Origin of the sequence: Arcicella rigui (assembly GCF_034929435.1) — a bacterium.
Classification (GTDB): domain Bacteria; phylum Bacteroidota; class Bacteroidia; order Cytophagales; family Spirosomataceae; genus Arcicella; species Arcicella rigui.
Genome location: NZ_JAYFUM010000027.1, coordinates 1 through 24,410 on the forward strand (window position 1 = coordinate 1; position 24,410 = coordinate 24,410).

The 24,410-nt window shown below is 35.3% G+C and carries 24 protein-coding genes; 6 read left to right on the forward strand and 18 right to left on the reverse strand.

The window, feature by feature from the left end:
* Nucleotides 1-162: 162 nt before the first annotated feature.
* Both VB248_RS19620 and VB248_RS19625 read right to left on the reverse strand, forming a co-directional pair.
* Nucleotides 163-603 (reverse strand): putative toxin-antitoxin system toxin component, PIN family, encoded by a 441-nt coding sequence (locus VB248_RS19620; protein ID WP_323298530.1) that lies wholly within the window; start codon nt 601-603, stop codon nt 163-165.
* Nucleotides 587-790, reverse strand: a complete 204-nt coding sequence (locus VB248_RS19625; protein ID WP_323298531.1) for a hypothetical protein — start codon at nt 788-790, stop codon at nt 587-589. Before VB248_RS19625 ends, VB248_RS19620 begins: the two co-directional genes overlap by 17 nt.
* Before the next feature lie 211 nt (nt 791-1,001).
* Between VB248_RS19625 and VB248_RS19630 the strand changes: the two genes are divergently transcribed.
* Nucleotides 1,002-1,880 carry a helix-turn-helix transcriptional regulator gene (locus VB248_RS19630; RefSeq protein WP_323298532.1) on the forward strand — a complete coding sequence of 293 codons (879 nt, stop codon included), beginning with the start codon at nt 1,002-1,004 and terminating at the stop codon, nt 1,878-1,880.
* Nucleotides 1,881-1,893: 13 nt separating this feature from the next.
* Entirely contained in the window at nt 1,894-2,313 is a 420-nt protein-coding gene (locus VB248_RS19635) for a DUF983 domain-containing protein (RefSeq protein WP_323298533.1), read from the forward strand.
* Nucleotides 2,314-2,458: 145 nt separating this feature from the next.
* Here VB248_RS19635 and VB248_RS19640 read toward each other — a convergent pair whose 3' ends face one another.
* The 3 genes from VB248_RS19640 to VB248_RS19650 form a co-directional block, all read right to left on the reverse strand.
* On the reverse strand, nt 2,459-3,898 hold the full coding sequence (locus VB248_RS19640) for a DUF1501 domain-containing protein (protein WP_323298534.1): 1,440 nt from the start codon (nt 3,896-3,898) through the stop codon (nt 2,459-2,461).
* Nucleotides 3,899-4,102: 204 nt separating this feature from the next.
* Entirely contained in the window at nt 4,103-7,408 is a 3,306-nt protein-coding gene (locus VB248_RS19645) for a DUF1553 domain-containing protein (protein WP_323298535.1), read from the reverse strand.
* Between the two features lie 182 nt (nt 7,409-7,590).
* Nucleotides 7,591-9,708 (reverse strand): peptidylprolyl isomerase, encoded by a 2,118-nt coding sequence (locus tag VB248_RS19650; RefSeq protein ID WP_323298536.1) that lies wholly within the window; start codon nt 9,706-9,708, stop codon nt 7,591-7,593.
* 774 nt (nt 9,709-10,482) lie between these two features.
* On the opposite strand from VB248_RS19650, the gene VB248_RS19655 reads away from it, so the two are divergent.
* The 3 genes from VB248_RS19655 to VB248_RS19665 all read left to right on the forward strand — a co-directional run bounded on the left by VB248_RS19655 (nt 10,483) and on the right by VB248_RS19665 (nt 11,951).
* A complete protein-coding gene (locus VB248_RS19655) occupies nt 10,483-10,965 on the forward strand; it encodes a hypothetical protein (RefSeq protein WP_323298537.1) in 483 nt (160 codons plus the stop codon).
* A 39-nt stretch (nt 10,966-11,004) separates the two neighbouring features.
* A complete protein-coding gene (locus VB248_RS19660) occupies nt 11,005-11,382 on the forward strand; it encodes a VOC family protein (protein ID WP_323298538.1) in 378 nt (125 codons plus the stop codon).
* 62 nt (nt 11,383-11,444) lie between these two features.
* On the forward strand, nt 11,445-11,951 hold the full coding sequence (locus tag VB248_RS19665) for a hypothetical protein (RefSeq protein WP_323298539.1): 507 nt from the start codon (nt 11,445-11,447) through the stop codon (nt 11,949-11,951).
* A 49-nt stretch (nt 11,952-12,000) separates the two neighbouring features.
* On the opposite strand, the gene VB248_RS19670 is transcribed toward VB248_RS19665, so the two are convergent.
* Together VB248_RS19670 and VB248_RS19675 are read right to left on the reverse strand one after the other, a co-directional pair.
* Complete coding sequence (locus VB248_RS19670; RefSeq protein ID WP_323298540.1) at nt 12,001-12,438, reverse strand: GNAT family N-acetyltransferase; 438 nt, start codon at nt 12,436-12,438, stop codon at nt 12,001-12,003.
* A gap of 573 nt (nt 12,439-13,011) precedes the next feature.
* On the reverse strand, nt 13,012-13,797 hold the full coding sequence (locus VB248_RS19675) for a hypothetical protein (RefSeq protein WP_323298541.1): 786 nt from the start codon (nt 13,795-13,797) through the stop codon (nt 13,012-13,014).
* A 182-nt stretch (nt 13,798-13,979) separates the two neighbouring features.
* Here VB248_RS19675 and VB248_RS19680 point away from each other — a divergent pair, with 182 nt between their 5' ends.
* On the forward strand, nt 13,980-14,144 hold the full coding sequence (locus VB248_RS19680) for a hypothetical protein (protein WP_323298542.1): 165 nt from the start codon (nt 13,980-13,982) through the stop codon (nt 14,142-14,144).
* Between the two features lie 56 nt (nt 14,145-14,200).
* Here the strand turns inward: VB248_RS19680 and VB248_RS19685 are convergent, their stop codons facing one another.
* The 11 genes from VB248_RS19685 to VB248_RS19735 all read right to left on the reverse strand — a co-directional run bounded on the left by VB248_RS19685 (nt 14,201) and on the right by VB248_RS19735 (nt 24,320).
* Nucleotides 14,201-15,049 carry a prephenate dehydrogenase gene (locus VB248_RS19685; RefSeq protein WP_323298543.1) on the reverse strand — a complete coding sequence of 283 codons (849 nt, stop codon included), beginning with the start codon at nt 15,047-15,049 and terminating at the stop codon, nt 14,201-14,203.
* A gap of 288 nt (nt 15,050-15,337) precedes the next feature.
* Nucleotides 15,338-16,516 (reverse strand): pyridoxal phosphate-dependent aminotransferase, encoded by a 1,179-nt coding sequence (locus VB248_RS19690; protein WP_323298544.1) that lies wholly within the window; start codon nt 16,514-16,516, stop codon nt 15,338-15,340.
* 253 nt (nt 16,517-16,769) lie between these two features.
* Nucleotides 16,770-17,090, reverse strand: a complete 321-nt coding sequence (locus VB248_RS19695; protein WP_323298545.1) for a type II toxin-antitoxin system PemK/MazF family toxin — start codon at nt 17,088-17,090, stop codon at nt 16,770-16,772.
* On the reverse strand, nt 17,077-17,313 hold the full coding sequence (locus tag VB248_RS19700; protein WP_323298546.1) for a hypothetical protein: 237 nt from the start codon (nt 17,311-17,313) through the stop codon (nt 17,077-17,079). The genes VB248_RS19695 and VB248_RS19700 overlap by 14 nt, the downstream gene beginning before the upstream one ends.
* A 123-nt stretch (nt 17,314-17,436) precedes the next feature.
* On the reverse strand, nt 17,437-19,785 hold the full coding sequence (locus VB248_RS19705; RefSeq protein WP_323298547.1) for a ChbG/HpnK family deacetylase: 2,349 nt from the start codon (nt 19,783-19,785) through the stop codon (nt 17,437-17,439).
* A gap of 89 nt (nt 19,786-19,874) precedes the next feature.
* Entirely contained in the window at nt 19,875-20,948 is a 1,074-nt protein-coding gene (locus VB248_RS19710) for a CHC2 zinc finger domain-containing protein (RefSeq protein WP_323298548.1), read from the reverse strand.
* A 110-nt stretch (nt 20,949-21,058) separates the two neighbouring features.
* A complete protein-coding gene (gene atpH / locus VB248_RS19715; RefSeq protein ID WP_323298549.1) occupies nt 21,059-21,595 on the reverse strand; it encodes an ATP synthase F1 subunit delta in 537 nt (178 codons plus the stop codon).
* 122 nt (nt 21,596-21,717) lie between these two features.
* Nucleotides 21,718-22,212, reverse strand: a complete 495-nt coding sequence (atpF, locus tag VB248_RS19720) for a F0F1 ATP synthase subunit B (protein WP_323298550.1) — start codon at nt 22,210-22,212, stop codon at nt 21,718-21,720.
* Between the two features lie 202 nt (nt 22,213-22,414).
* The gene (atpE, locus tag VB248_RS19725; RefSeq protein ID WP_323298551.1) at nt 22,415-22,660 is read right to left on the reverse strand and encodes an ATP synthase F0 subunit C; all 246 of its coding nucleotides are present in this window, start codon (nt 22,658-22,660) and stop codon (nt 22,415-22,417) included.
* A gap of 124 nt (nt 22,661-22,784) precedes the next feature.
* Entirely contained in the window at nt 22,785-23,852 is a 1,068-nt protein-coding gene (gene atpB / locus VB248_RS19730; protein ID WP_323298552.1) for a F0F1 ATP synthase subunit A, read from the reverse strand.
* A 105-nt stretch (nt 23,853-23,957) separates the two neighbouring features.
* Nucleotides 23,958-24,320 carry a hypothetical protein gene (locus tag VB248_RS19735; protein ID WP_323298553.1) on the reverse strand — a complete coding sequence of 121 codons (363 nt, stop codon included), beginning with the start codon at nt 24,318-24,320 and terminating at the stop codon, nt 23,958-23,960.
* Between the last annotated feature and the right edge of the window lie 90 nt (nt 24,321-24,410).

Sequence of the window (24,410 nt, forward strand, 5' to 3'; positions counted from 1 at the left end):
AGATGTGCCTTGGGCATAATAAAACCTCCTGTTTTTTGTGTTTGTCGTAATTCACAAAATAAACAAGGAGGTTTTTATTTGTCAAGTCATACCCAAAATTCGGGATGACTCATGTTGTATAGTAGAATTGGTGAAATTCTATTATCAAAAACTTTAACACTCTTAATATTCTGAGACGTAAGTATTTAAAATCTCAAGAAATTTTTCGGCTTTAATAAGATTGATTGGAGGGAAAGGCAACTCACTCAGAAATGAAAAGTGTTTATCATTTGTAACTAAGTAATCTGCCTGTGAAGCAACAAAAACATCTACAAATTTATTATCGTCAGGGTCTATATCAATCAAATTCCACTGATAGTACACGTTCTGATGATGAATGTTTTCTAAATGTAGAATTAATTCAAAAACATCATTTACAGTTTGTTTATCATATCTTTTTGAAATAATTTCATCATATTCAGCAAGTATTTCAGTACTGATTACTAATTCAAATGTTTGATTTAGTAAAGCATCAAAAATTAATGCAAATGGCGATTTGGGTGCTAACGACACTAAAAACACGTTGGTGTCAAGCACAATCCGAAGTCTATTGCTCTTCTTCATTAAGCCAATTGTTCATCGTTTCTTCACTATATCCTTTTTCTTGCCAAATTAAATCAGTTCTTTTTCGGATTCTTTGAGCAAAAAATTGTGTAAGTACTTTCTTTAATTCACCAAGTTCATCATCTGGCAACTGATAAGCAAAAGTATTTAAAAGCTCTACTTGTACATTCGTTAATGCTGGATTCATCATCTTTAAGGTTTATTTTATTACAATATTAATATTTATTCATACTTATCTGTATGATGCAGTTTGAATTTTATCAAACTGTTCGTCCATTATTTATGGAATGGAGTATCTTTTTCGCACAATCAGTAATTATTACCATTGATAGTCGGCTTTACACCATAATTCCTTTCATTTTCTGCTATACCTTTGGCATATCAAACCAATCAAAAAAATGCCCTTAACGAAGCCCAATATTCCACTTGTTGATATACGTACTTTGTCAGAACACAAAGAGGATGTTTTTCTGATTAGTCGCTTTGGGAGTTATTTAGCAAAACATCAAAATTTACATTTGGCTCACCGTCATAGTTTTTATCATTTGGTATTTTTCACCAAAGGTGCTGGTTTTCACACGATTGACTTTACAAGATTTGAAACCAAGCCTTATCAAATTTACTTTATGATTCCCGGACAAGTACATAGTTGGAGTTTTGAAGGTGAAATTGATGGCTACGTCGTGAATTTTTCACCTGCATTTTTTCAGTCATTTTTGTTGCGTCCTGATTATTTAGATTCCTTTCCTTTTTTTAACAATATCGTTCAAGACAGTGTGATTAATTTAGAAAGTCCACTGAATGAAAAAATCAAAGGACTTTTTGAAGAAATCATTCTTCACGACAGTCAAAAAGAAGTATTTCAAAATGATATTATCAGGGCCTTACTCTTGCAAATTTTTATTCTGATAGACCAAAATCACTTTGCCTCTAAGCCACAAACCATTCCACAATACAATTATGCTTTGCTAAAAAACTTTCAGAAGTTGATTGAAAAAAATTATACCAACCTAAAGCTACCAATGGAGTACGCAGATTTACTCTACATTACTCCCAACCATTTGAATGCACTTTGTAAAGAACATTTGGGGATTCAGGCGGGAGAAGTCATTAGAAATAGAATTATTCTGGAAGCAAAAAGGCTGTTAATCAATCAGCAAACAAGTATTAGCGAAATCGCTTATTTTTTAAACTTCAAGGATAATTCGTATTTCTCCAAGTTTTTTAAAAAACAAGTTGGCATTACACCAGAAGAGTTTAGAAAAAAAACACATTAATCATTTAAAATCCATGAAAGACTATCAAAATATTCAGTTTGACAACCAACGTTCACGTTTTCAAGCCATTACAGAAATGCGTTGCCCGCAGTGCCGTCAAGGTAAAATGTTTAAATACAGCAATTGGCGAATAGACAAATTTGATGATATGCACCAAAATTGCCCAGTTTGTAATTTACATTTTGAAGTAGAACCCGGCTTTTGGTACGGAGCAATGTTTGTGAGTTATGCCTTTTCAATTTTGATTTTAGGCATTTTAGGACTTATTATTTATTGGGGCTTCGGTGACCCTTCTATTATGGGCTACATTATACCGATTCCGATTGTATCCTTGTTGGCTGTTCCTTTTAATTTCAGAATGTCGAGAAGTGTGTTTTTACACTTATTTGGTTTTGTGAAATATAAGCCCGAATTGGGGAAATTGGTAGCCTAAGGATTATGGTTTTGAAGTCTTGCTTTTTATAAATTGTTTTTCACGTGGCGGTAACTTTTACGGTTACCGTTGCTTATTTTGGTCAAACGGTAACCGCAAGGGTTACCGCTACGGATTTCATCTAATAATCAAAAAATTGAAAAACTTACACTAAAATTGGTCGAACTACTTTTCCTGAAACATCTGTTAAACGATAGCGTCTTCCTTGATGTTTGAAAGTCATTTTTTCATGGTCTATACCCATTAAATGCAATAAAGTAGCTTGGAAATCATGAACATGAACAGGGTCACGGACGATATTGTAGCCAAATTCATCAGTTTCGCCATAAGTCATACCTTTTTTTACGCCAGCCCCAGCCATCCAAATCGTAAAACATCTTGGATGATGGTCTCGCCCATAATTATCTACCGTCAATTTACCTTGTGAATAATTAGTTCTTCCGAATTCGCCACCCCAAACTACCAAAGTATCATCCAACATTCCTCTTTGTTTTAAATCTTTAATCAAAGCAGCAGAAGCTTGGTCAACATCTTTTGTAATTTTCTTGATATTTTCAGGAAGTCCGCCATGATGATCCCAACCTTGATGATACAATTGAATGAATTTTACATCTTTTTCAGCCAATTTTCGAGCTAACAAACAGTTGGCAGCAAAAGTACCGGGCTTACGAGCGTCGTCGCCGTACATCTGATAAATATAATCGGGTTCTTTAGAAATATCTAAAGTTTCCGGAACAGAGGTTTGCATTCGGAACGCCATTTCGTACTGATTTACTCTTGAATTGATTTCGGCATCTTGCTCGTGTTTAAATTGTTCATGATGAAGTTTACCAAGATAATCCAACATTCTTCTTCTTGAAGTTCTGTCCATGCCGTCGGGGTCGTTCAAGTACAAAACGGGGTCTTTACCAGCTCGAAACATTACGCCTTGATGTTCAGAAGGCAAGAAACCGTTACCCCACAATTTAGCGTAAAGCGGTTGGTCGTAATTGTTGGAACGAGAAAGTAAAACGCAAAAAGTTGGTAAATTTTTATTGTCAGAACCCAAACCATAACTCACCCAAGAACCCATCGAAGGGCGACCAGCCTGCTGATTTCCCGTTTGGAAAAACGTCACCGCTGGGTCATGATTAATGGCTTCGGTGTGCATGGATTTAATAAAAGTAAGCTCGTCGGCAATCTGATGATGATGTGGCAATAAATCACTCATCCAAGCTCGTGAATGTCCGTACTGAGCAAACTCAAATTTCCCCATTGCCAAAGGAAAAGACTTTTGGTTCGATGACATTCCTGTCAATCTTTGTCCACCACGCACCGAGGCTGGTAATTCTTGCCCAAACATTTGCTTGAGCTTAGGTTTGTAGTCAAAAAGTTCTAATTGCGAAGGAGCTCCCGACTGAAACAAGTAAATCACTCTTTTTACTTTCGGCGTAAAATGCGGGCCAATCGTATTTCCAGCCAAAGCTTCCAATGGGTTCAGCATCGAACCCAAAGCAGTTGCACCCAAAGCCAAACCCGACTTGAATAAAAACTCTCGACGACTCAATTGGCGTTCAACGTCTTGAATATGTTCTTTTACATTCATGTTTTTTATTTGTGAATGAGTGATTTAAAAGTAAACCTATTATTTGTTAATGGTTCAGTAAAAGGAATAAATTAAGGGAACTATTTCATCAAAAAAAGACTATAAAATAGCTCATAGCTCATAGCTCATAGCTCATAGCTCATAGCTCATAGCTCATAGCTCATAGCTCATAGCTCATAGCTCATAGCTCATAGCTCACAGCTCTTACCTCTTAATAATCGTTCCATCAAAATTGATTAAGGTCATAGCCAAAACAGTATTGGCAGCCAACTCATTTTGATTGAGTTTTGTATCAATTGGCGACTCTCCGACACTCAATAATTCTTTTACTCTTTTAGGTTTTGTTTTTAAATCTGTCAATTCTTCTTGATACATTTCTGTCAATACCTTAATTTCCTCTGGACGAGGATACCTCGAAATCATGGCTTTGTATGCCAATTTTATTCTTTCTTCAGTACTTTCGCCACCTTCACGCATCATTCTTTCGGCTAATTTTCGAGCCGCCTCATTATATTGTGGGTCGTTCATCATTACTAAAGCCTGCAAAGGCGTAGAGGTTTTTTGGCGTTTCACTACACAGAAGTATCGCTCTGGTGCATCGAAAGTAATCGCAGACGGAGGCGGAGATGAACGCTTCCAAACAGTATAAAGTCCACGACGATACAATGAATCGCCATGCTGTTGGCGATAAGTAGTAGCATTGCGTGTTGCCAAAGCTTCCCAAATACCGCTTGGTTGATAAGGATAAACACTTGGCCCACCGATTTTATGTACCAGCAAACCACTTCCAGCCAAAACAGCATCTCTGATTTGCTCGTGAGCATAACGATAACTTGGTCCACGTGCCAGCAAGCGATTTTCTGAATCTATTTCCATTAACTCTTTGCGTTTTTTAGAAGACTGCTGATAAGTAGCCGACATCACAATCAACTTTTGCATGGCTTTTACATTCCAGCCAGATTCACGGAAAGTAACAGCGAGCCAATCTAACAAAGCAGGATGCGAAGGCATTTCGCCCTGATTTCCAAAGTCATCTGAGGTTTTACAAAGTCCGAAACCAAAATAATTTTGCCAAAAACGATTCACTACAACTCTTGCAAAAAGCGGATGACGTTCGTCTAAAAGCCACTGTGCTAAACCCAATCTATTTTGAGGCAAATCGTCATCAAAAGATAAAAGTTTGTTGATAACACCAACATTAACTTCCGTTGAAGGAGCATCATACGCTCCACGATTAAGAATAAATGTTTTACGAGGAATCTTGCGTTCGCTCATCACCATTATTTCTTTGATGTCGGTTGCTAAAAGGTTTTCTTGTTCTCTGAGCTTCAGTAAATTTCTGGAGTATGCTTTAAAGTAGGGGTCGAAATTCAAGCGATAGTAATCGAATAATTGCTGTTCTTGCGTTTCTGTCCATTCATTTCTTGGTGTTTTTAAAATGGCGGATACTTGTTCTTTATTTTTCGCCAAAGCCAATACTTCAATTTCAGCCAATTGACGAGTATAAACTTTCAATTCATCCACGGCAAAGTTTTGCATTGTCTCGTGAAATTCCTTTCCTATCATAAAAGTAAGGTCTGACCAATTGGTATGGTGTTCTCCAAACTTCATGGATTTGTGTAAATTATCAGCCAGCAAAGTAGTTTTCATTTCTTTGCCGTCCAGATAAATCTTCACGCCTGTTGCTTTGCTACTTCCATCATAAGTAAGCGTAATATTTTGCCATTGTTTATATTGTACTTTGTCCGTCGTAACGAGGTCGATACAATTGGCTGGCCAAACATAGCTGAGACTTACCTGTAAAGTACCATCTGGCAAAAGCCAACATCTATATCCTCTTTGTCCTTCAAACTCGCCATTTGCTGAACCATAAATTGGGCCGTGTTCGCCTACTTTCAAAGGATTTATCCATAAACTAATCGAAAAAGGCTGTACTCTTTCAAAATCTAAAATTCGGTGAAAATCAATGCCACAATCACCTCTAAACAAAATACCATTGCCAATTTTACCTTTAATAAACTTCGGACTTCTATCCATATCACCCGAAATCCAAGCTCCAATGGAATCCACCGCTGAATTTTTATAAGCAATGTTTTTTACTTCTGTGATTTCTTTCTTGAGATTATTGTCAAAATACTTATTGATTTTGGGTACATTTTTCTCGAAAGAAAAATTAGCAATAAGGTTGTTATTGCTCTCAGCAAATTTTGTAGGTGCTTTTTGTGCTTGTTGAATCCACTGTTCAAAATTCTTGCGATAAACAGGATACGAAGGCTGAATAGCACGCTGATAAGGAGCAATTTTCTTTTTGATAAAATCAATTTTCGCCTGCACATCAGCCGTCGGGAGCATGATGGTTGGTGCAGCTTCGCCATTATAAGGCACAATTCCCGACTCGTTGTTGTGATTAAAAAATGCCGATAATTGATAAAATTCTTTCTGAGCGATAGGGTCGTACTTATGGTCGTGGCATCTGGCACATTCTACCGTCAAGCCCAAAAAAGCTCTTCCAAAAGTATTTACTCTATCCAATACATATTCAGTGCGGTATTCTTCTTCCACCACACCGCCTTCTTGTGTTTGCGGATGATTTCTCAGAAAACAAGTAGCCAATTTTTGTTCTTGTGTAGCATTAGGAATTAAATCACCCGCCAATTGCCAAGTGACGAATTTATCATAAGAAAGATTTTTGTTGAAAGCATTGATTACCCAATCTCGCCACGGATAAGTATTTCTCATGCCATCGTCTTGATAGCCATGAGAATCTGCATAACGAGCAATATCAAGCCATTCTACACCCATTTTTTCGCCATAATGTGGTGATTTCAGTAATCTGTCCACTACTTTTTCATAGGCATTTGCTGATTTATCTTTCAAGAAATCATCTAACTCTTTCACCGTAGGCGGCAAACCCGTGATGTCCATAGATACTCTACGAAGTAAAGTCGCCTTGTCGGCTTGTGGCGAAGGTTTGATATTTTTTTCTTCTAATTTTTGTAAAATAAAATTATCAATAGGATTTTTCACCCATTGGTTTTGTTGTACTTCAGGAATTTCAGGTTTTTCAATTTTTGTAAATGCCCAATGTTCCTTGTACTCTGCCCCTTGCTTAACCCATTTGATGAGCAAAGCTTTTTCTTCGTCACTCAGGGTAAGGTTTGAAGCAGGCGTAGGCATCACCATTTCTGGGTCGTGCGAGAGAATCCGCTTGATGAGTTCGCTTTTGTCGATATTCCCAGCCACTACTGCCCTATTTCCACTTTTAAGTTTTTCGGTCGCTCCTTCAAAATTGGTTAATTGTAGTCCAGCCTCAACCTTGTTTATATCTGGGCCGTGGCATTTAAAGCATCTATCTGAAAGAATGGGTTTGATATGAAGATTGTAGTCGATTTGTTCGGGCAATGTACTCTCTAAAGCCGAAATTTCTGGAGGCGTTTCACTTTGTCCACACGATAAGAGCGAGTAAACTACGAAATATATTACCGATATTTTTAATATTCTGATTATCATAAACTTATCATTATTGATGAATGAATATGTAAATATAATCTTGAAATATTCAAATTCAACAAGGTATTATCTGCTTCATTTTTTTGAGTATTTAAAGTGTTTTTTTCCTTTTGATTAATTGGCATAAACAAAAAAAGCACTTCCGAAGAAGTGCTTTTTTATATTGCTAAGAAAAATTATTCTTAATAGAATTTAGCTCTGTTATCAACAATTTTAGCATTTTCTTTGATAGCTTCGTTGATATAGAAAGAAGTTCTTTGTGCTGCTAACATTTTAGCAGAATTCTTATAGATAGTCAAATCTGCAATTGCTGGAGCAGGAGTAGATTTGATAGTTTCCATAATAAACACACCGCCTTCACCTTTGAATGGTTTAGATCTTTTACCTACTTTCAACCCAAATGCTTTACCTAAAGCTGTTGGGTCTGCACCAGCACTTGTTAAAACACCTTGAGCTAAAGTAATGTCATTCGCTGTTTCAACCAATGCACCTGCACCATATTTTTGTGCAATTTGCTCTAAAGTACCAGAAATACCTGCTAATTTTTCAGTGATTTTCTCTGCTTTCAAATCAGCTCTAACACCTGCTGTTAATTCTTCTCTGAAATCATCAATTTTCACATTCTCAGCATCAGTACTTGCTGTCAATAAAGCTACAATATATTGGTTGTCGTTTTGGAATACTTTAGATACATCACCGATACTTCTTTCGTCGTCAAATGCCCAACGAACAATTTCACGAGCATTCTGTAAGTTATTGAAGCTTGTTGAACCTTCTAAAATTTTATCGGCACGAAGCATTAATAAAGATTTGTCTTTTTTCAAACTTGCTTCAAACTCAGCCTTCGACTGATTGTCTGCTGCAAAAGCATCTGCTTTACGCAATACTTCGTCCATCGTAGATTGACTTGGCGAAATAGTACGGTTGATAGCAGCCAATTTGTAACGAGTGTTTGTTTTAGCTTCTGTTACTTTTACTACGTGGAAACCGAAATCTGTTTCAACAATACTTGGTAAAAGACCTGTTCCTGAGAATCCAAAAACGGCGTTCTCGAAAGGTTTCACCATGCCACCATTATTTTTGAAGTAACCTAAATCTCCACCTTGTTGTGCAGTACCATCTGAACCAAATTGTTGAGCCATTGCTTCAAAGCTTGCACCACCTTTGATTTGAGCTAAAATACTTTCAGCACGTTTACGAGCAGTAGCACGTACAGAATCAGAAGCACCTTTAGGAGCATTTACCAAAATGTGGCTTGCACGAATGGTATATAATGAATCTTTTTGAATACCACCATACTTATAGATTGAATACGACATTCCGTTTTTGAATGGCCCGTAGATACCGCCAGGAGTCATATTTCCTAATTGACCTTTTACATCTTCTGGAATTTCAGCTAAAGTAGCGTAATAAGGAGTTTTGATGTCCGAATTCATCATAGCAAAAGCTGAATCATTTTTAGCAACTGCTAATTCTTTCGCCAAACGCTTTAAATCGTTGTAGAAAGAAGCTGTATCCAATTTTGAAGGAATAATTGGGAACGTCACATACTGAATAGAACGAGTGTCTTGTCCTTTGAACATCTCTTTGTGAGCGTTCAAATAGTCAGCCAATTGATTATCTGTAACTGCAATAGATGAATCAGGCATTGAATAAAAAGGAACATACAAATAACGAACGCTCGCTTTAGCTGTTTGAGCATTGTATTCTTTCTGAGCTTCAACATTCGTTGTATAAGTTGATAACTTCAAAAGGTTTTCGTACTTGCTTCTCAAACGGTCTTGGCTCAATGATTTTTCAAAATTCACCCATGCTTGTTGTTGTGAAGCAGGAAGTGTTTTGAAGTTTTTCAAAAACTGAATTACATAGTTTTTGTCGAACTGTCCAGTCTGAGGATTTGAAAATTGCTGACGAACAGAAGGGTGAATATTGTTACCTTGTACCATATCCACTAATTCTTCTGGAGAAACTGCAAGCCCAAGAGCTTCGTACTCTTTGCCATAAGCAAAGTCTAAAACGTATTGATTCCACACCTGGTCACGAATCATAGATAATTCTTGCTCACTTGGGCCACGTCCTGACTGCTGTGTGTATTGTTGTGAAATTTCTTCAACTTTTGATTGGAAATCTTGGTATTTAATTTTCTCTCCTCCGATTTCACCCACTACATCTTTAGAGCCTCCGAAGAAACTTGAACGCCCCTGAAAAAGGTCTGAACCGATAAGGAAGAGAATTAAACTGATGGCGATTGCCCCCGCCGCAATCCCCGACTTTTCTCTGATTTTGGTAATTAATGCCATTTTGAAATATTAAGTTATTGATTTTCGCTATCTATCAGCTCCAAAGCATAAAAGACAAGGTTTTTGATAAAGATGATACTGTTTGCTAATCTTCTGATAAATTCATGAGAACCCAAAAGAAACGCAAAATAATTACTTTCTTGGTTAATATCAAAATGTGAATAATTCTTAACGATGGAAGAAAAATCATAAATTATAGAAAGAACTCTGCCTCAAGTTGCTAAAAAAGCCCTTTTTAGTGTTTTTCGTTAGTCAAATTTTTCCTATAAGTATTTGATATTCATTGTACTTATATCTCAGTTGCAAGGTTGGTACAATTTATTATTCTCGTATAGTTTAATACTTGTTGAATTATAATTTTTTATAAATTTTGTTCAAATATTGTTACTTATTACTTGTTTCACAGTCTTTTATAAAATATATGTGTTGATTTTAGTGAAGAAAGCCTAAGCATTGTTTTTCATTGGTTATGAAAGATGTTGATTACATTCTGTTATTAAAGCATTTTCGGGGCGAAACTACCGATGACGAAAACGCTATGATTGTAGTATGGAAAGAACAAAATGTAGTAAATTCTCTCACCTACAAGCGACAATTCCATCTTTTTCAACATACAGAAGAAACAAAAATTTGGAAAAATATACTCTCTAAGATTACGAAAGAAGATTCACTTCAAAATTAAAAGCTACAATTTGCCTCCTTTGCTTTTGTTTCTTGTCAATAATCCTATTAACTTATTGATGTTTTTATCTTTTCAATCATAAATTATTCATTATGAAAATCCGCTTATTACTCATCTTATTTTCTATGCTTTGTATCAATAAAGCTTTTTCACAAAACATTACCAGCCCCGAAGAACAAACACAAATCAAACAAGTAATTACGGAAGAAGCCAAGTATTTTTACAACAAAAATCTTGAAAAATGGAGTACTTTCTATCGCCAAACACCTCAAACCTATTGGGCAATTGCTGAGAAAGATTTTTCTGGACAAGCAGAAACTTGGGATAAAATTCTTCAATTAGTCGGTAATCATTTTAGTCAAAACCCAAAAGCGATAAAGGCTACTTTCAAAAGAGAAAATTATACTTTCAGAAAAGTAAATCCAACTTATATCTGGGTGACATTCGACCAAACACGGAGTACAGACAACAAGAAATTTACAAGCAAAGAATTAAGAATCGTAGAATTAATAAAAGGTGAATGGAAAATTGTAAACCGCACAGGTTTTAGTATCAATTCTGAGAATTTGAAGTAAATAAAAACTGTAATACGAGTTTCCAACTCGTAGAAACCCATGAAACTAAAACTAACTTCCATCATCATTTTTGTTCAAAGCATAGAAGTACTGAAAGACTTTTATGTAGGTATTTTGGCATTGGAAATCGTTGAAGAATACGGTAACAATTGGTTACTCTTAAAAGCAGGGGATTGTCAAATCGGATTGCATAAAATAGGAGAACAATATTTAGAGGAAAATCAAGAAGCTTTCAAATTTGATAACAATACCAAAGTTGTTTTTGAAGTTGATGAAGACCTTTATGCGTTGAGAGAGCAATTAATTGCCCAAGAAGTAACATTGGACGAAGTAAAGACTTTTGATAATTACGACTATTTTCTCTGTGATGGAGAAGACCCAGAAGGAAATGTATTTCAATTAAAGCAGAAAAAATAAATCTGTAACACGAGTTTTCAACTCGAAAAAAATAAATCTATCATTTTATAACCTCAATATCTATGAAATTAGCCTTTATTCCAACCTTATGTATTTGTCTATTCCTAACATTTTGTACAAAAGCACAGTCATTAAACAAAAACCAAGTCGGAGTAGAATTCGCTGGAAACAATGTTATTTACAGCCTTTACTATCAAAACAACATTCCGATAAAGAAACATTACTTAGGACTAAAGTTTGGTATTACTCCATACTTTCCGGGTTATAGTAGTGCCGTAAATGGGGAAATAAATACAACATTAGGAAGTACAAACAGATGGTTTCTGGGGTCAGGTTATACTCGTATTAAGATTGATGAAAACCATTTTGATCATGGCGGAGTTAGAGCTGACAATGATATTCCACTTCAATTATTAATGCCTCAGATTGGCTACCAAGTTTTGACAAGAAATCAACAAAACTTTTGGAGATTCAGTATGATTGTACCTATTCAGGTAAGTGCTAAAGGGAGTACAGAATTGGTTGTACCAGTGTGGGGTTCAATTTCATTTGGCTGGATTTTTAATTAGGCTTTTACTGTTAATTTGTTACAAAAAGTAAACGGGATAAAATCCCGTTTTACAATTGTTTTTTCATTTTCCAATGAGGAATTTCTCCGAAAAGTAAATACGATTCTGCATAGATTTCGTAGCCGATGGCTTTATAAAATTCAAGGGCATTGATACGGGCATCCAGAATGATTTCTGTTAAACCTTTTTCTTTTCCTAAATCTTCCAGATATTTCATCAGAAACTTCCCTACTCCTTTTCCTTGTGCATTGTTGGCAACTGCCACGCAGCGTACTTGTCCTTGTGTAGCCGAATTCATTTGCAAACGAGCAACGCCCAATAACTCATCGGTATCGGCATCCACCGCCATTACGTGATGAGCTTGGTCTTCGTCGGGCAGTACTTCACTTCCTTTTTTTTGATGCCACGGTTCACGCAAAATCGTGAAGCGTAAATCATAATATTTTTCCCATTCTTGGGCTGTATTGGGTATTTTAGCGATAAGCATTTTTTAGCTTTAAGCTTCGAGCGATGAGCTTTGAGCTTGTTTTTAAGTTTAAGTTGTTAATCAAAACATTTCACTAAAAGCATTGAGTGATTTAAATTTTTACATTGAACTACGCAAAAGCTATTTTGTAATTAAAAAGCTTTTAAGCTTTAAGCTTCGAGCGATGAGCTTTGAGCTTGTCTTTAAGTTTAAGTTGTTAATCAAAACATTTCACTAAAAGCATTGAGTGATTTAAATTTTTACATTGAACTACGCAAAAGCTGTTTTGTAATTAAAAAGCTTTTAAGCTTTAAGCTTCGAGCGATGAGCTTTGAGCTTGTTTTTTAAGTTTAAGTTGTTAATCAAAACATTTCACTAAAAGCATTGAGTGATTTAAATTTTTACATTGAACTACGCAAAAGCTATTTTGTAATTAAAAGCTTAAAGCTCATTGCTCAAAGCTTTTAAGCTTTTAAGCTTCGAGCTTGTTTTTAAGTTTAAGTTGTTAATCAAAACATTTCACTAAAAGCATTGAGTGATTTAAATTTTTACATTGAACTACGAGCTTAAAGCTCATTGCTCAAAGCTTCTAAGCTACAATTCTGTTACCTCAGCAGCTACGCCCAACTCTTTAAAAAGTCTTTGCCAATAAGCCGAAATTGCAGGATTATTGAGTTTTCTGGAAGCAGTTGGCTCAAATGGTTTAGCAATATAGATTTTTGCCATATTGATATTGGGTAAAGTACTTTGCAGTTTGTCGGCATCTTCTCTGGCCCAACCAACCGCCGAAGCATCATCAACAGGAGGATTTTTATGAAAATCACGGCGATTGGCGGTAGTCATACTTTCAACCATATCCGAAAGAAAATATGCTTTTACTTGAAAACCTTTGCCGATAGCATTGTCAATTATAGGCAAAGCAGCCAAAATATCAGTACTATTTTTACTTGAAGAAGTATTCTGTGCCGTAAGTTGACTACTTACAATTTTCTTAAAAACAGCCTTTTCTTTATTGAGGTCGATATTAAATTCTGTTTGTTTAGCCTCTGCATCCGTCGCACTTGCTCCTTCCAAATCCTCCATTTCGGTACGAGCCATTAGTTCTGACACTTTGGCTTGACCTGTATTTTCATGAATAAAATATACTTCTATTTTATCGCCTTTTGCCTTGATATTTTCATCAATTAATTGGTTAATAATTCGAGTATATTTTTCATTGATAAATTTTTTATTGACATTCACACTCACCGATTTATCAATAAAAATCATCGAACAAGTATTCGTGATTGTGTTAGCGTTTTCGTACTTGGTAGCTGGACTTGAACAGGAAAAGAGAATTGCACAAAAAGAGAAGAAAAAATAATGAATGTTATTTTTCATTGTTATTAGGGTTAAATTTCAGCGTTTTGAATTGATAAAAGCTTGATTTGTTGATTGCTAATTAAAACATTTGCAAAATAATCAGATTTGCTTTAGAATCCATCATTCGCACAAACTTATCCTTTATCAATATGTTATTATCTTTGACGCATTATTCAGTTTTGAATTAATTCAGATAACACATGAACAAAAATCAAAAAATATTTCGCTGGGTTTTTATCATTTTTACCCTCATTATGGCAGGTTTGGCAATACAAATGGCAATGAGTACAACTGCTCCGTGGAACAAGAAAAAGCATAAAACCAACATCGAAATCGGGAGCGACACAAGATTATTTTTATTCTAAAACAAAAAGACTTTCCAAGTTAAACTCGGAAAGTCTTTTTTGTTTTAGATAACTTTTTACTTATTCAAAATTCGTTTAATATCATTGGCTTGCGTAAGATATTCGCCAAACTTCTCGTAGCTTCCAGAAAGCATTAAACCTTTGAAGGTCAACAAAGTAGTAATATAAGAATCGAGTACATCGATGATATTTTCTTGGTTTTGTCGGAAAATCGGAATCCAAGTATCTGGACTCGACTTTGCCAAACGTACTGTTGATTCAAAACCTGTACTTGCTAAATTAAAAATACTCTCTTCATCTTTCTCTTTCGCTAAAACCGTTGAAGCCAAAGCGAAAGAACAAATATGTGAAATGTGCGAAATATAAGCCGTATGAATATCGTGTGCGACAGAATCTAAATAAGTAATTCTCATTTTCAAACCTTCGATATACATTTTCTTGATTAATTCTACCAATTCAGGTTTTGAATCTTCAATATCACAAAGTACACAGTTTTTACCATCAAAAAGATGACGAATGGCAGCTTCTGGCCCAGAAAATTCTGTTCCAGCCATTGGGTGAGTCGCCACAAAATTGCCTCTGTTTGGATGATTTTTCACCGCTTCTATTACTGCTTTTTTGGTAGAACCTACTTCAATTACTACTTGGCTTTCAGTAATCTGATTCAATACTTCTGGCAATAAAGTCAACAAAGCATCTACTGGCACAGCCAAAATAATAATATCCGATTGTTTTACAGCATCTTGTAAAAGAGCCACACGGTCGATAAGCTTTAATTCTAAAGCCTTAATAATATGTTCGGTTTTGTTATCGACACCAATCACCGTATCAGCAAAACCGTTTTCCTTTAAACTCAAAGCCATTGAACCACCAATCAGCCCAAGTCCAACTACTGAAATAATCATAATTTTGTATTTGGCTTTGAGCTTTAAGCTTTGAGCAATGAGCCTTGAGCTATCGGCTTTGAGCCTTTATTTTTAAAATTCTTTTTTATAATCTTTTATTCTAAAAGCTTTCAAGTAATTTCTCTACTACTTCTTACATCTTGTATCTCAAAATCCTAAAGTCTTATATCCTTCAATCCTAAAATCTCAAGTCTTGTATCTTTTGTCTTGCTTCTCATATCTTCAATCTCAAAAGTCTCAAGTCTTATATCTTGCGTCTTGCTTCTTTAATCTAAAAGTCTTACAGTCTCAAAGCTCATCACTCAAAGCTAAAGAGCTAACAATCCTCCCAATCGCCTGCTCAAAAACTGATACTTCAGCACACAAAGAAGTACGAATATAAGCATCACCTGCCGAACCAAAAATTCCCCCCGGAGTAATGAAAACACCCGATTTTTCAAGAATCGCATCCGATAATTCAAACCCTGTTTGATAGTTTGCTGGAATTTTTGCCCAAACAAACATTCCAGATTGATTTTTATCGTACTGACAATTCAGTAAATCCATCATTTCAAAAACCTTCTGCTGACGTTCACGATAAATAGCGTTCAATTCATCAAACCAAGACGAAGGATTTTCTAAAGCCTTCACCGCCGCCATTTGCAATGGTAAAAACATTCCAGAATCCATGTTTGATTTAAAACGTAAAACAGGATTGATAAACTCGGCTTTCCCAACCAAAACGCCCAAACGCCAGCCAGCCATATTATGCGATTTCGACAATGAATTCAGTTCCAAAGCTACTTCTTTCATTCCTTCTACGGCTAAAGCACTTTCGGGGTCATCGTTCAAGATAAAACTGTAAGGATTATCATTTACAATCAAGATATTATTCGCTAAAGCAAAATCTCTTAATTCTTCAAAAAAGGCTTTGTTGGCTTTTGCACCCGTTGGCATGTGTGGATAATTTACCCACATCAATTTTACTTTAGATAAATCTTTTTCAGCCAGTTTTTTCAAATCGGGCAACCAACCATTTTCTTCTGAAAGGTCATAATCAACCACCGTAGCTCCCGTCAATAAAGAAGCCGCACGATAAGTTGGATAACCCGGATTTGGTACTAAAACTTCGTCACCTACTTCCAAATATGCCATTGAAATGTGCATTACTCCTTCTTTTGAACCAATCAAAGGCAATACTTCATCCACAGGATTTAAGCTTACACCGTAGGCATTTTGATAGAATTTCGCAAAACCCTCACGCAAAGCAGGAATACCTACATAGCTTTGATAGGCATGGTTTTTAGGGTTTTCTGCTGCTGTTGACAAAGCTGAAATAGTTTCAGCAGAAGGCGGTAAATCGGGGCTACCGATACCCAGATTCAACACATCAATACCTGAAGCACGCATCGCTGCGATTTGTTTTAGCTTGGTCGAGAAGTAATACTCCTGCACCAAATCCATTCGGGAAGCTGGTTTTACATTCATTGGTTAAAAGCCTTTTCGTACTTGGAAGAAGGCACAAAAAAAACCGACTTTTTCAAGTCGGTTTGTGTATATGTATTTTTTGATTTTCAAAAAGATTAGTCAAAACACAACCGACTGCTACTGTGCGTAGTAGTAATAATAAGTACGGTATGTGTTCGCTGAATTATTCATGGCTTCAAAGGTAATGTGATTTTTTTATTTTGGCAAGAATTTGTTTTGGGAATTGAAAAAATGGTAAAGAATTATTTGTTTTTTAAGCAAGCTGAAATAAATCTTTAAGTTTAGCATTTAACTCTTTGATTTCAATATTATCAAGTTCTCCTAATTTGCCTAATGCTAAAGATTTATCTATGGTAGCTATCTTAGATAAACGAATTAATGAATGTTTTTTAATCCCATTTACTTTTGAAGGGAAAAGCTCTATGTCTGTATCTTCTTTCCACTTTAGTTGAGTAGTAATAAAACATACAGTTATATCCTTTGAAGAATCCACTAAAATTACAGCTGGTCTTAGCTTATTTCCAGTTAAATCAGTAAAAGGAAATGGTATAAGAATTAAATCACCCTTGTTCATGATATTTCTCTTTCAAATCATCCAAAGTATAAATTTCCTCTTCCTCATCTAAAAAACTAAAGGATTTACTCTGTTGAACCAACTTTTGAATATGTTCATTTAGCAGTTGTTCCTCATGTTTTTTCATAATAAAATCAGCAAAATCAGATATTTCAGAAGCTTTATCTTCTGGAAGTTGACTAATCACCTGAACAGTTTTATCTATAATCGTTTGAAGTGTCATTCTTGTCAATTTTTATTTCAAATATACGATTTTTGCTTATTATCGTTATTCATTAAAATACAAAAACCGCTTCCAATAAAAGTTTTTCTTTTATTAAAAGCGGCTTAAAATCAATCTGTTTCGTTATTTCACGGCTTCTATTACTTCTTTATAACTTACTAATTGTATTCCTTTTTTAAGAATCGCCGTTCTTACTTTTTCACTCGTAAAAATCGTCGTTACATCTTGACGACCCTGTGCTACGTCTTCATAACCAATATGTGAAATCGCTCGGAGTTCGTCATTATCTAAACCGGGATGCTCTACAAAAACATAGGCTTTGCCATCCTCCAATTTATCCAACATTCCTATAAAACCTTCTATTCTTTGCTCGGTATTTTTATTATTAAAATCAAAACCTGTATAGGCTACTTTTAGGTCTTTCATCGAATCTACATCTACCATTGTCAGTTTGTATTCTTTGGCTACTCTTCTTGCCATATCTTTTACTTCTTGTGTAAAAGCGGTACTTCCCATGTGTCCTGAAACGTGGCTAAGTCTTGGAATGTACTTCAATGCCATTTCAATCTGAGCTCTTAGCTCTTTTTCAATGTCTTCTATTTTCCAGTCATTGTCCAACACGGCTTGCTTTGGATAATTGTTGTTATGGAAAAGCATTGGATAGAAGTATCCATCAACATTTCTTAAACTTTTGGCTTCGGTGAGTGGTCGCCATTTTACATTATCCCACTCGCTCGTAATGGCAAAATGCAGACCTACATCTACTCTTTTGTTTTCGGCTAATAATTTCACCGCCTCTGGAAACCACGGCGAAGCTACAATTACTTCTATTGAGGTTTCGATGCCTTCTTTATACGATTTTATCAAGGCTTCATTGCCCGAATGAGAGTAACCCATATCGTCACCTCTGACGATTAATTTCGGTGCGTTGGCTTTTGGCGTAAATACAATGCCTTTTGAAATCGTTCTTTTACGATTGATATTGAAAATACTTTGAAAATCTATCGAAACATTATCGCCATCAAAAGTACAAACTATTGTTTCGGTATGTGGACTTTCGATGTAACGAAGCGTTAATTCGAGCGTGTTTTCGTCTTTCCAAGTATAGCTTCCTGCTACTTTAAAAGCTGGTAGCCCTACTCTATTGGCTTTTGCCGCTGCCACTAAATATGGGCCAAATTTGGTAGTTTCAGACAATTCCCATTTTCCTGCTCCAAACGGAATTTGGTGGGTAGTTGAATCTGTTTTGAAACTTACTTTACAAATGCCGTTGCTGAAATCGAATTTTACATTTTCAAAACTTCTATCGCCCGTAACCATTCCAAAAGTTTTACCTGACATTTTTGATTCTGTACTTGAACTAACATTTTTATTTGGAATCGGCAAAGCTAAAGAAGCTGATTTTTCTTTCAATTTGGCAAGCATTGCTGGGTTGGCAGGTAATTTTTTATCGCCCAATGCTGGATAAATGTACTTCCAAAGTAAATTAAACTCTCCTTGCATATCGGGTGCTTCGGCTGTTACAATCATTACCGCATCCTTTTCTGGCAATACAATAATAAATTGACCATTTGCACCGTCGCCTCTGTAAGCATTATTTCTACTTCGCCACATCTGATAGCAATAACCTTGAAGCCAATCACTTGAGTCTTTTTTAGCTTGCGTAGCATTTGGGTCTTGCATGATTTTCATGGTACTTGCTTCTTCCACCCAAGCAGTAGGTAAAATTTGTTTGCCTTTCCACAATCCTTTTTGCAGAAACAATTGCCCAAATTTTGCCATATCTTCTGTTTTCAAACGGATTCCCCAACCACCAGTATTAATGCCTTTGGGGTCAACTTCCCAGTCGATTCCTGTAATGCCTAAAGGTTCAAATAATCTTGGTTGTAAATAATCTATTACTTTTTGTCCCGTTACTTTCTGAACTATCGCCGAAAGCATGTAAGTGGCGGCGGAATTATACAAAAATTTAGAACCTGGTTTGTTCACAATGGGAGTACGCAAAAATGCCTTTACCCAATTTTCATTTTTAGCACCAATTTCTCCAGTAGGGTCGGTCTGATGCCCCACACTCATTGTCAATAAATCTTTGATTTTCAATTCTGCCAAGTACGGACTTACTTGTGTAGGCAAATCTTCTGGAAAAAATGAAACCACTTTATCCTCTACGGTAATTTTCTTTTCCGAAACAGCAAAACCGATTGCCGTAGCTGTAAAACTTTTACTTACCGAATACATGGTATGTTTCAAATCGCTGCGGTAGGGATTCCACCAAGATTCAGCCACTACTTTTCCGTGGCGAAGTAACATGAAACTATGAAATTCATGTTTACTTTTTGAAGCGGCTTCCAGAAAATTAATAATAGCTTCCGACGAAACGCCTTCGGCTTCTGGCGTACTTCTTGGAAGCGTAACAGGCTTTTGAGCCAACAACTGCACACTTACGAAGAGAAGAGTCAATATTTTTTTCATTAGCAAATAAGGTATGTTTTGAAAAGCTGATTGTTTTGAAACAAATTAAAACGAATAATTTACTCGATAATCCTGTTCTGTATATTTACCTAAAACATTCCTAATTGTTCGTTACTTCCCAGTCTCCCTGTATAATATTCATTTACGTCTTTATAGCTTTCAGGAAGGTTTTTGCGAGTACAAGAAATATTAAAATGCGTAAAAATCTTTTCTAATTCTTCGGCGGCTTTATGCCCAGCTTTGTCGTTATCCAAATAAAAAACCACATTTACTCTTTTGAATAATTTTGCCCATTCTCTTTTAAAAATATTGGCTGTACCCAAACTTACTGCCGTTTTCCCTTCTTGAACCAAACGCATACAATCAAAAGCTCCTTCGGTAATATACACAGTTTCGCCAGTTTTGGTTTTCTTCAAAACATCGGCATTGAAGAGCGTCAAGGGTTGATTATTCAAAAAGCAATAACGGTTTGTTCCTTCGGGTGGCTTACCAATTACTCTTCCTTGCAAATACACAATTCTTCCCTCTCGATAATAAGGAATTATCAAAGCATGAGAATAAAAAATCAAATTATTTCGCTGATTGTATAAACCAGATTCTTGTAAATCTAAGGTTGAAAAACGTTGTTTCAAGTACCAAGTAACTTCTGTGTAATCTTTGATGGCGAAAAGTCTGAATTCTTTAATTGTTTTTTCAGTAAAACCTCTTTGCTTTAAATAGTCAAGTGCTTTTTGAGATAATTCATTGGATTTTTGTTGTAAACAGAAGTCTCTAAAACTTTCATAAATCTGTGAATGTATTTCTTCCGTAGGCTTTTCTTTGGCTTGTATTCTTCTAATTTCGGCTACATCAAACAGATTGCTGGTGGGTATTTTCTTTTTAGTAAAATTTTTATTTTGCTGAAAATCAGAAATATACTCTACTGCCATTTCTTGAATGGTTGACTTTATATCCATTTTTTTTATTTCTGAATACAAACTAATACCATTGCCCGTTTTGGCACAACCAAAGCAGTAAAAACTATTTGTATGTGGATACAGTACGAGCGAAGGAGTATCGTCTTCATGGAAAGGACAAACCATTCGATGTCGTTTTACATCCAAACCTAAATCTTCCGCAATTTGTAAAATAGATACTTGATTGAGTTCGTCTAATACATTCATATTTCAAAGGATGAGCCATGCAATTTAGAGATTTTAAGTTTTATCTAAAAAAGAAAACCCCGTAAGAATCAGTATTCTTACAGGGTTTTGATATAAATCATCAATAAAGTTTAGTTAAGAAACTTCATTTTCAAATCATTCAATTTAGTTTTAACAGAAGTATCAATCTGACGGTCGTTTACTTTTAAGATATAACCACCAATAATGCTTTCGTCAATTTTCTCAATTACTTCTACACTCTTACCAGTTGCATCAGTAACGATTTTCGTAAACTCTGCTTTCTGAGCTGCCGTCAAGGCTGTTGCAGTAGTAATATATGCTTTTTGAATACCTTTGTACAATTCGTATTGAGCAAGATAATCTTCAGCAATTAAAGGTAATACAGCCTCACGATTTTTTTGAGTAATGATTTCAAAAATAGCCATCGTAGAAGCATCCACTTTACCAGCAAAAATATTTTTTAAGATTGTAAGCTTGTGGTAATGTGAAACAATTGGGTTTTTCAACAGTAAATAAAACTGATGATTTTCGTGGCATACTGTACTGAAGAGTTTCATATCTTCATAAACCTTACTTTCCACGCTTTTTTCTATGGCTAAATCAAGCAAGGATTTAGCGTATCTGAATGCAACGGCTTGCTGGGACATATCAATTTTGGATTTTGGATTTTGAATTTCAGAATACAATAACCTTAATTCGTAATTCAAATCATCAATCAGATTAAGGATTTATAGATTGCACTCGGCAATACAAAACCTGCCATCTGATACTAATTTAATTTAGCGTCTGCTAATAAAGTTGAAACCAAAGCTTCTTGAGCAGAACGGTCAGCTAATTGATTACGTAAAACTTTTTCTGCAATTTCTAAAGATAAAGAAGCAGCTTCTTTTCTTAAAGCAGCTACTGCAGCCACTTTCTCTTGATTAAATGCAGCACGAGCTTTCTCAATTTCTTCAGCACCAGCTTTCTGAGCATCAGCTTTTGCTTTCGCAATTAAAGCTTCGCTTGCTTCTTTAGCTTCTTTCAATACTTTATCTCTTTCAGCACGAGCATCAGCGATTAATTTTTCGTTACCAGCTTTCAATTCAGCCATTTCTTGGCGTGTTTTTTCAGCTAATTCTAAAGCACTTTCAATAGAAGCTTCACGCTCGTGTAAAGAACTAATGATAGGCTTCCAAGCAAATTTAGCTAAAACAACAAACAATACGCCAAAAACCACTAACTGCCATACGATAAGACCTAAGTCTGGAGTAAGTAATTCCATAATAATAAATGTTTTGTGATTGATACTTATAAGAATAAAGTATCGCTCAATAAATTATAGTTTAAAATTAGTATTCTTCAAAAACTTCGTGGCCAAAACCTAATGTTTTGTGCCACGAAAGATTTTTTTTGCTGTATTAACAAGAAGCCTCGTACAAAACTACTTTTTACACGTTCTATCTTGTAACAGTTGATAGCAAAAACTATTTGTTAGCTACCAAGAAACAGATAACCGCTGCGAAAAGAGCAACCGCTTCAACGAAAGCAGCTACAACTAACATCGCACCTTGGATTTTTCCAGAAGCTTCTGGCTGACGAGCAATACCTTCCATTGCACGACCACCGATGTTACCGATACCTAAACCAGCACCGATTGCTACTAAACCAGCACCAACACCAGCTAAACCTGTACCTACTGAAACTTCCGATAAGATTGACAAAAGTGACATGATTGTTATTTGTTTTATTATAGTGAAAAAAATTATTTACAAAATGAAATGATAAGTAGTGTTATGAGGAAAGTTTTTAAAGTTTTAATAATTATTACAATTCAAAACTTTGCACTCAGCACTCTTAATGGTGGTGTTCTTCAACTGCTGAACCGATATAGCTTGATGCCAACATTGTAAAGATAAATGCTTGCAAAAATGCTACTAACAATTCGATTACGTTCATAAATACGGCGAAAATCGTAATTACTGGCGTTACTGTCCAAATTTTCAAAATGAAAATCAAACCGATGAAGCTCAACATAATGATGTGTCCTGCTGTAATGTTAGCAAAAAGACGAATCATTAAAGAAATTGGTTTTGTGAAAATACCGATGATTTCTACTGGCGTTAAGATAACCAACAACCATTTCGGTACACCTGGCATCGCAAAAATGTGTCCCCAATAAGTACTTTTACCATTAAGGTTAGTTACTAAGAAAGTAATTACTGCTAAAACCATTGTTACAGCAATATTTCCTGTTACGTTAGCTCCACCCGGTAAAAGACCTAACAAGTTGTTAATCCAGATAAAGAAGAAAAGCGTTAATAAATATGGTAAAAACTTTCTGTAATGTTTTTCGCCAATATTCGATTTCACTACTTCGTCACGAATGAAAATAATGATGGGTTCTATTAAAGACTGGAAACCTTTAGGTGCTTTGCCAGCTCTTTCTTTATAAGATTTAGCGACTGAGAAGAAAATTAAAACCATCAAAACAGCACTTAATAATAAAGAAGCTACGTTTTTAGTAATTGAAATATCAAAAACATGTGAGCCATCTTCGGCATGGATTTTACCATGTTCCAAAATCAAGCCTTCGTAAGCAACTGGATTTCCGTGTTCGTCTTCCAAATTACGAGAAGAAAATATTTTCAATCCGCTTTCTGTTTTTACGATACAAGGTAAATAAATAGATACACCATGAGCAAACTCCCACTTATGGTCATCGCCAATGTGGTGCATAATCATGTGTCCTAAATCTACTTTACCTTCCTCATGTGCTTCTCCTGATGCTTCCGGAGTATGTGCTACTGAAGTCGTTGTAGAAGAGTCTGCCTGAGCTGATTCTTCAGAATGGTGTTGTGCAAATACTGATGTGGCAAAAAAAACAAGAAATGCCAAAATATTTGAAAAATATAATTTTCTCATCACGAATTGAAGGATGAACATATTAAGAGTTAAGAAATTATCTTTGAGCCATTTTTAAATAAAAAGCTGTAAATCAAACACTTACTTTTTACTTACTTTATCTGACTAAGAAATATGTCGCAATTTACGATACAATCCGCTAATTTCAAACGATGTGTAACATAAATAGAGTACAAAAAAATTGCTAATGAATATATAGATGTCTTTAGTTCCCAGATAACCAAACATTCCGATGAAGCCAACACTTAGGATTAAGCGAACAATAATACTTCCTAAATAGTACTGCACAAAATGTTCTCTATTGTTGGCAAAGCCCAATTTCATTAGAAAATGATTGAAATAAGAAATTGCAAAGAAAAATGCTAAAATGAACCACTTGTCAGCATGGACATATTGAGCTATTCCAATAAAATTGGCGAAATAAAATATCAAACCAATGACAAATGTGAGGATAGTGATTCTAATCATATTTTTTTGCAAAATTAGAAAAACAGAAGATAAACAGAAAATTATTTATGCTTTATAAGATATATATCATTGAAAATGTGAATGATACAA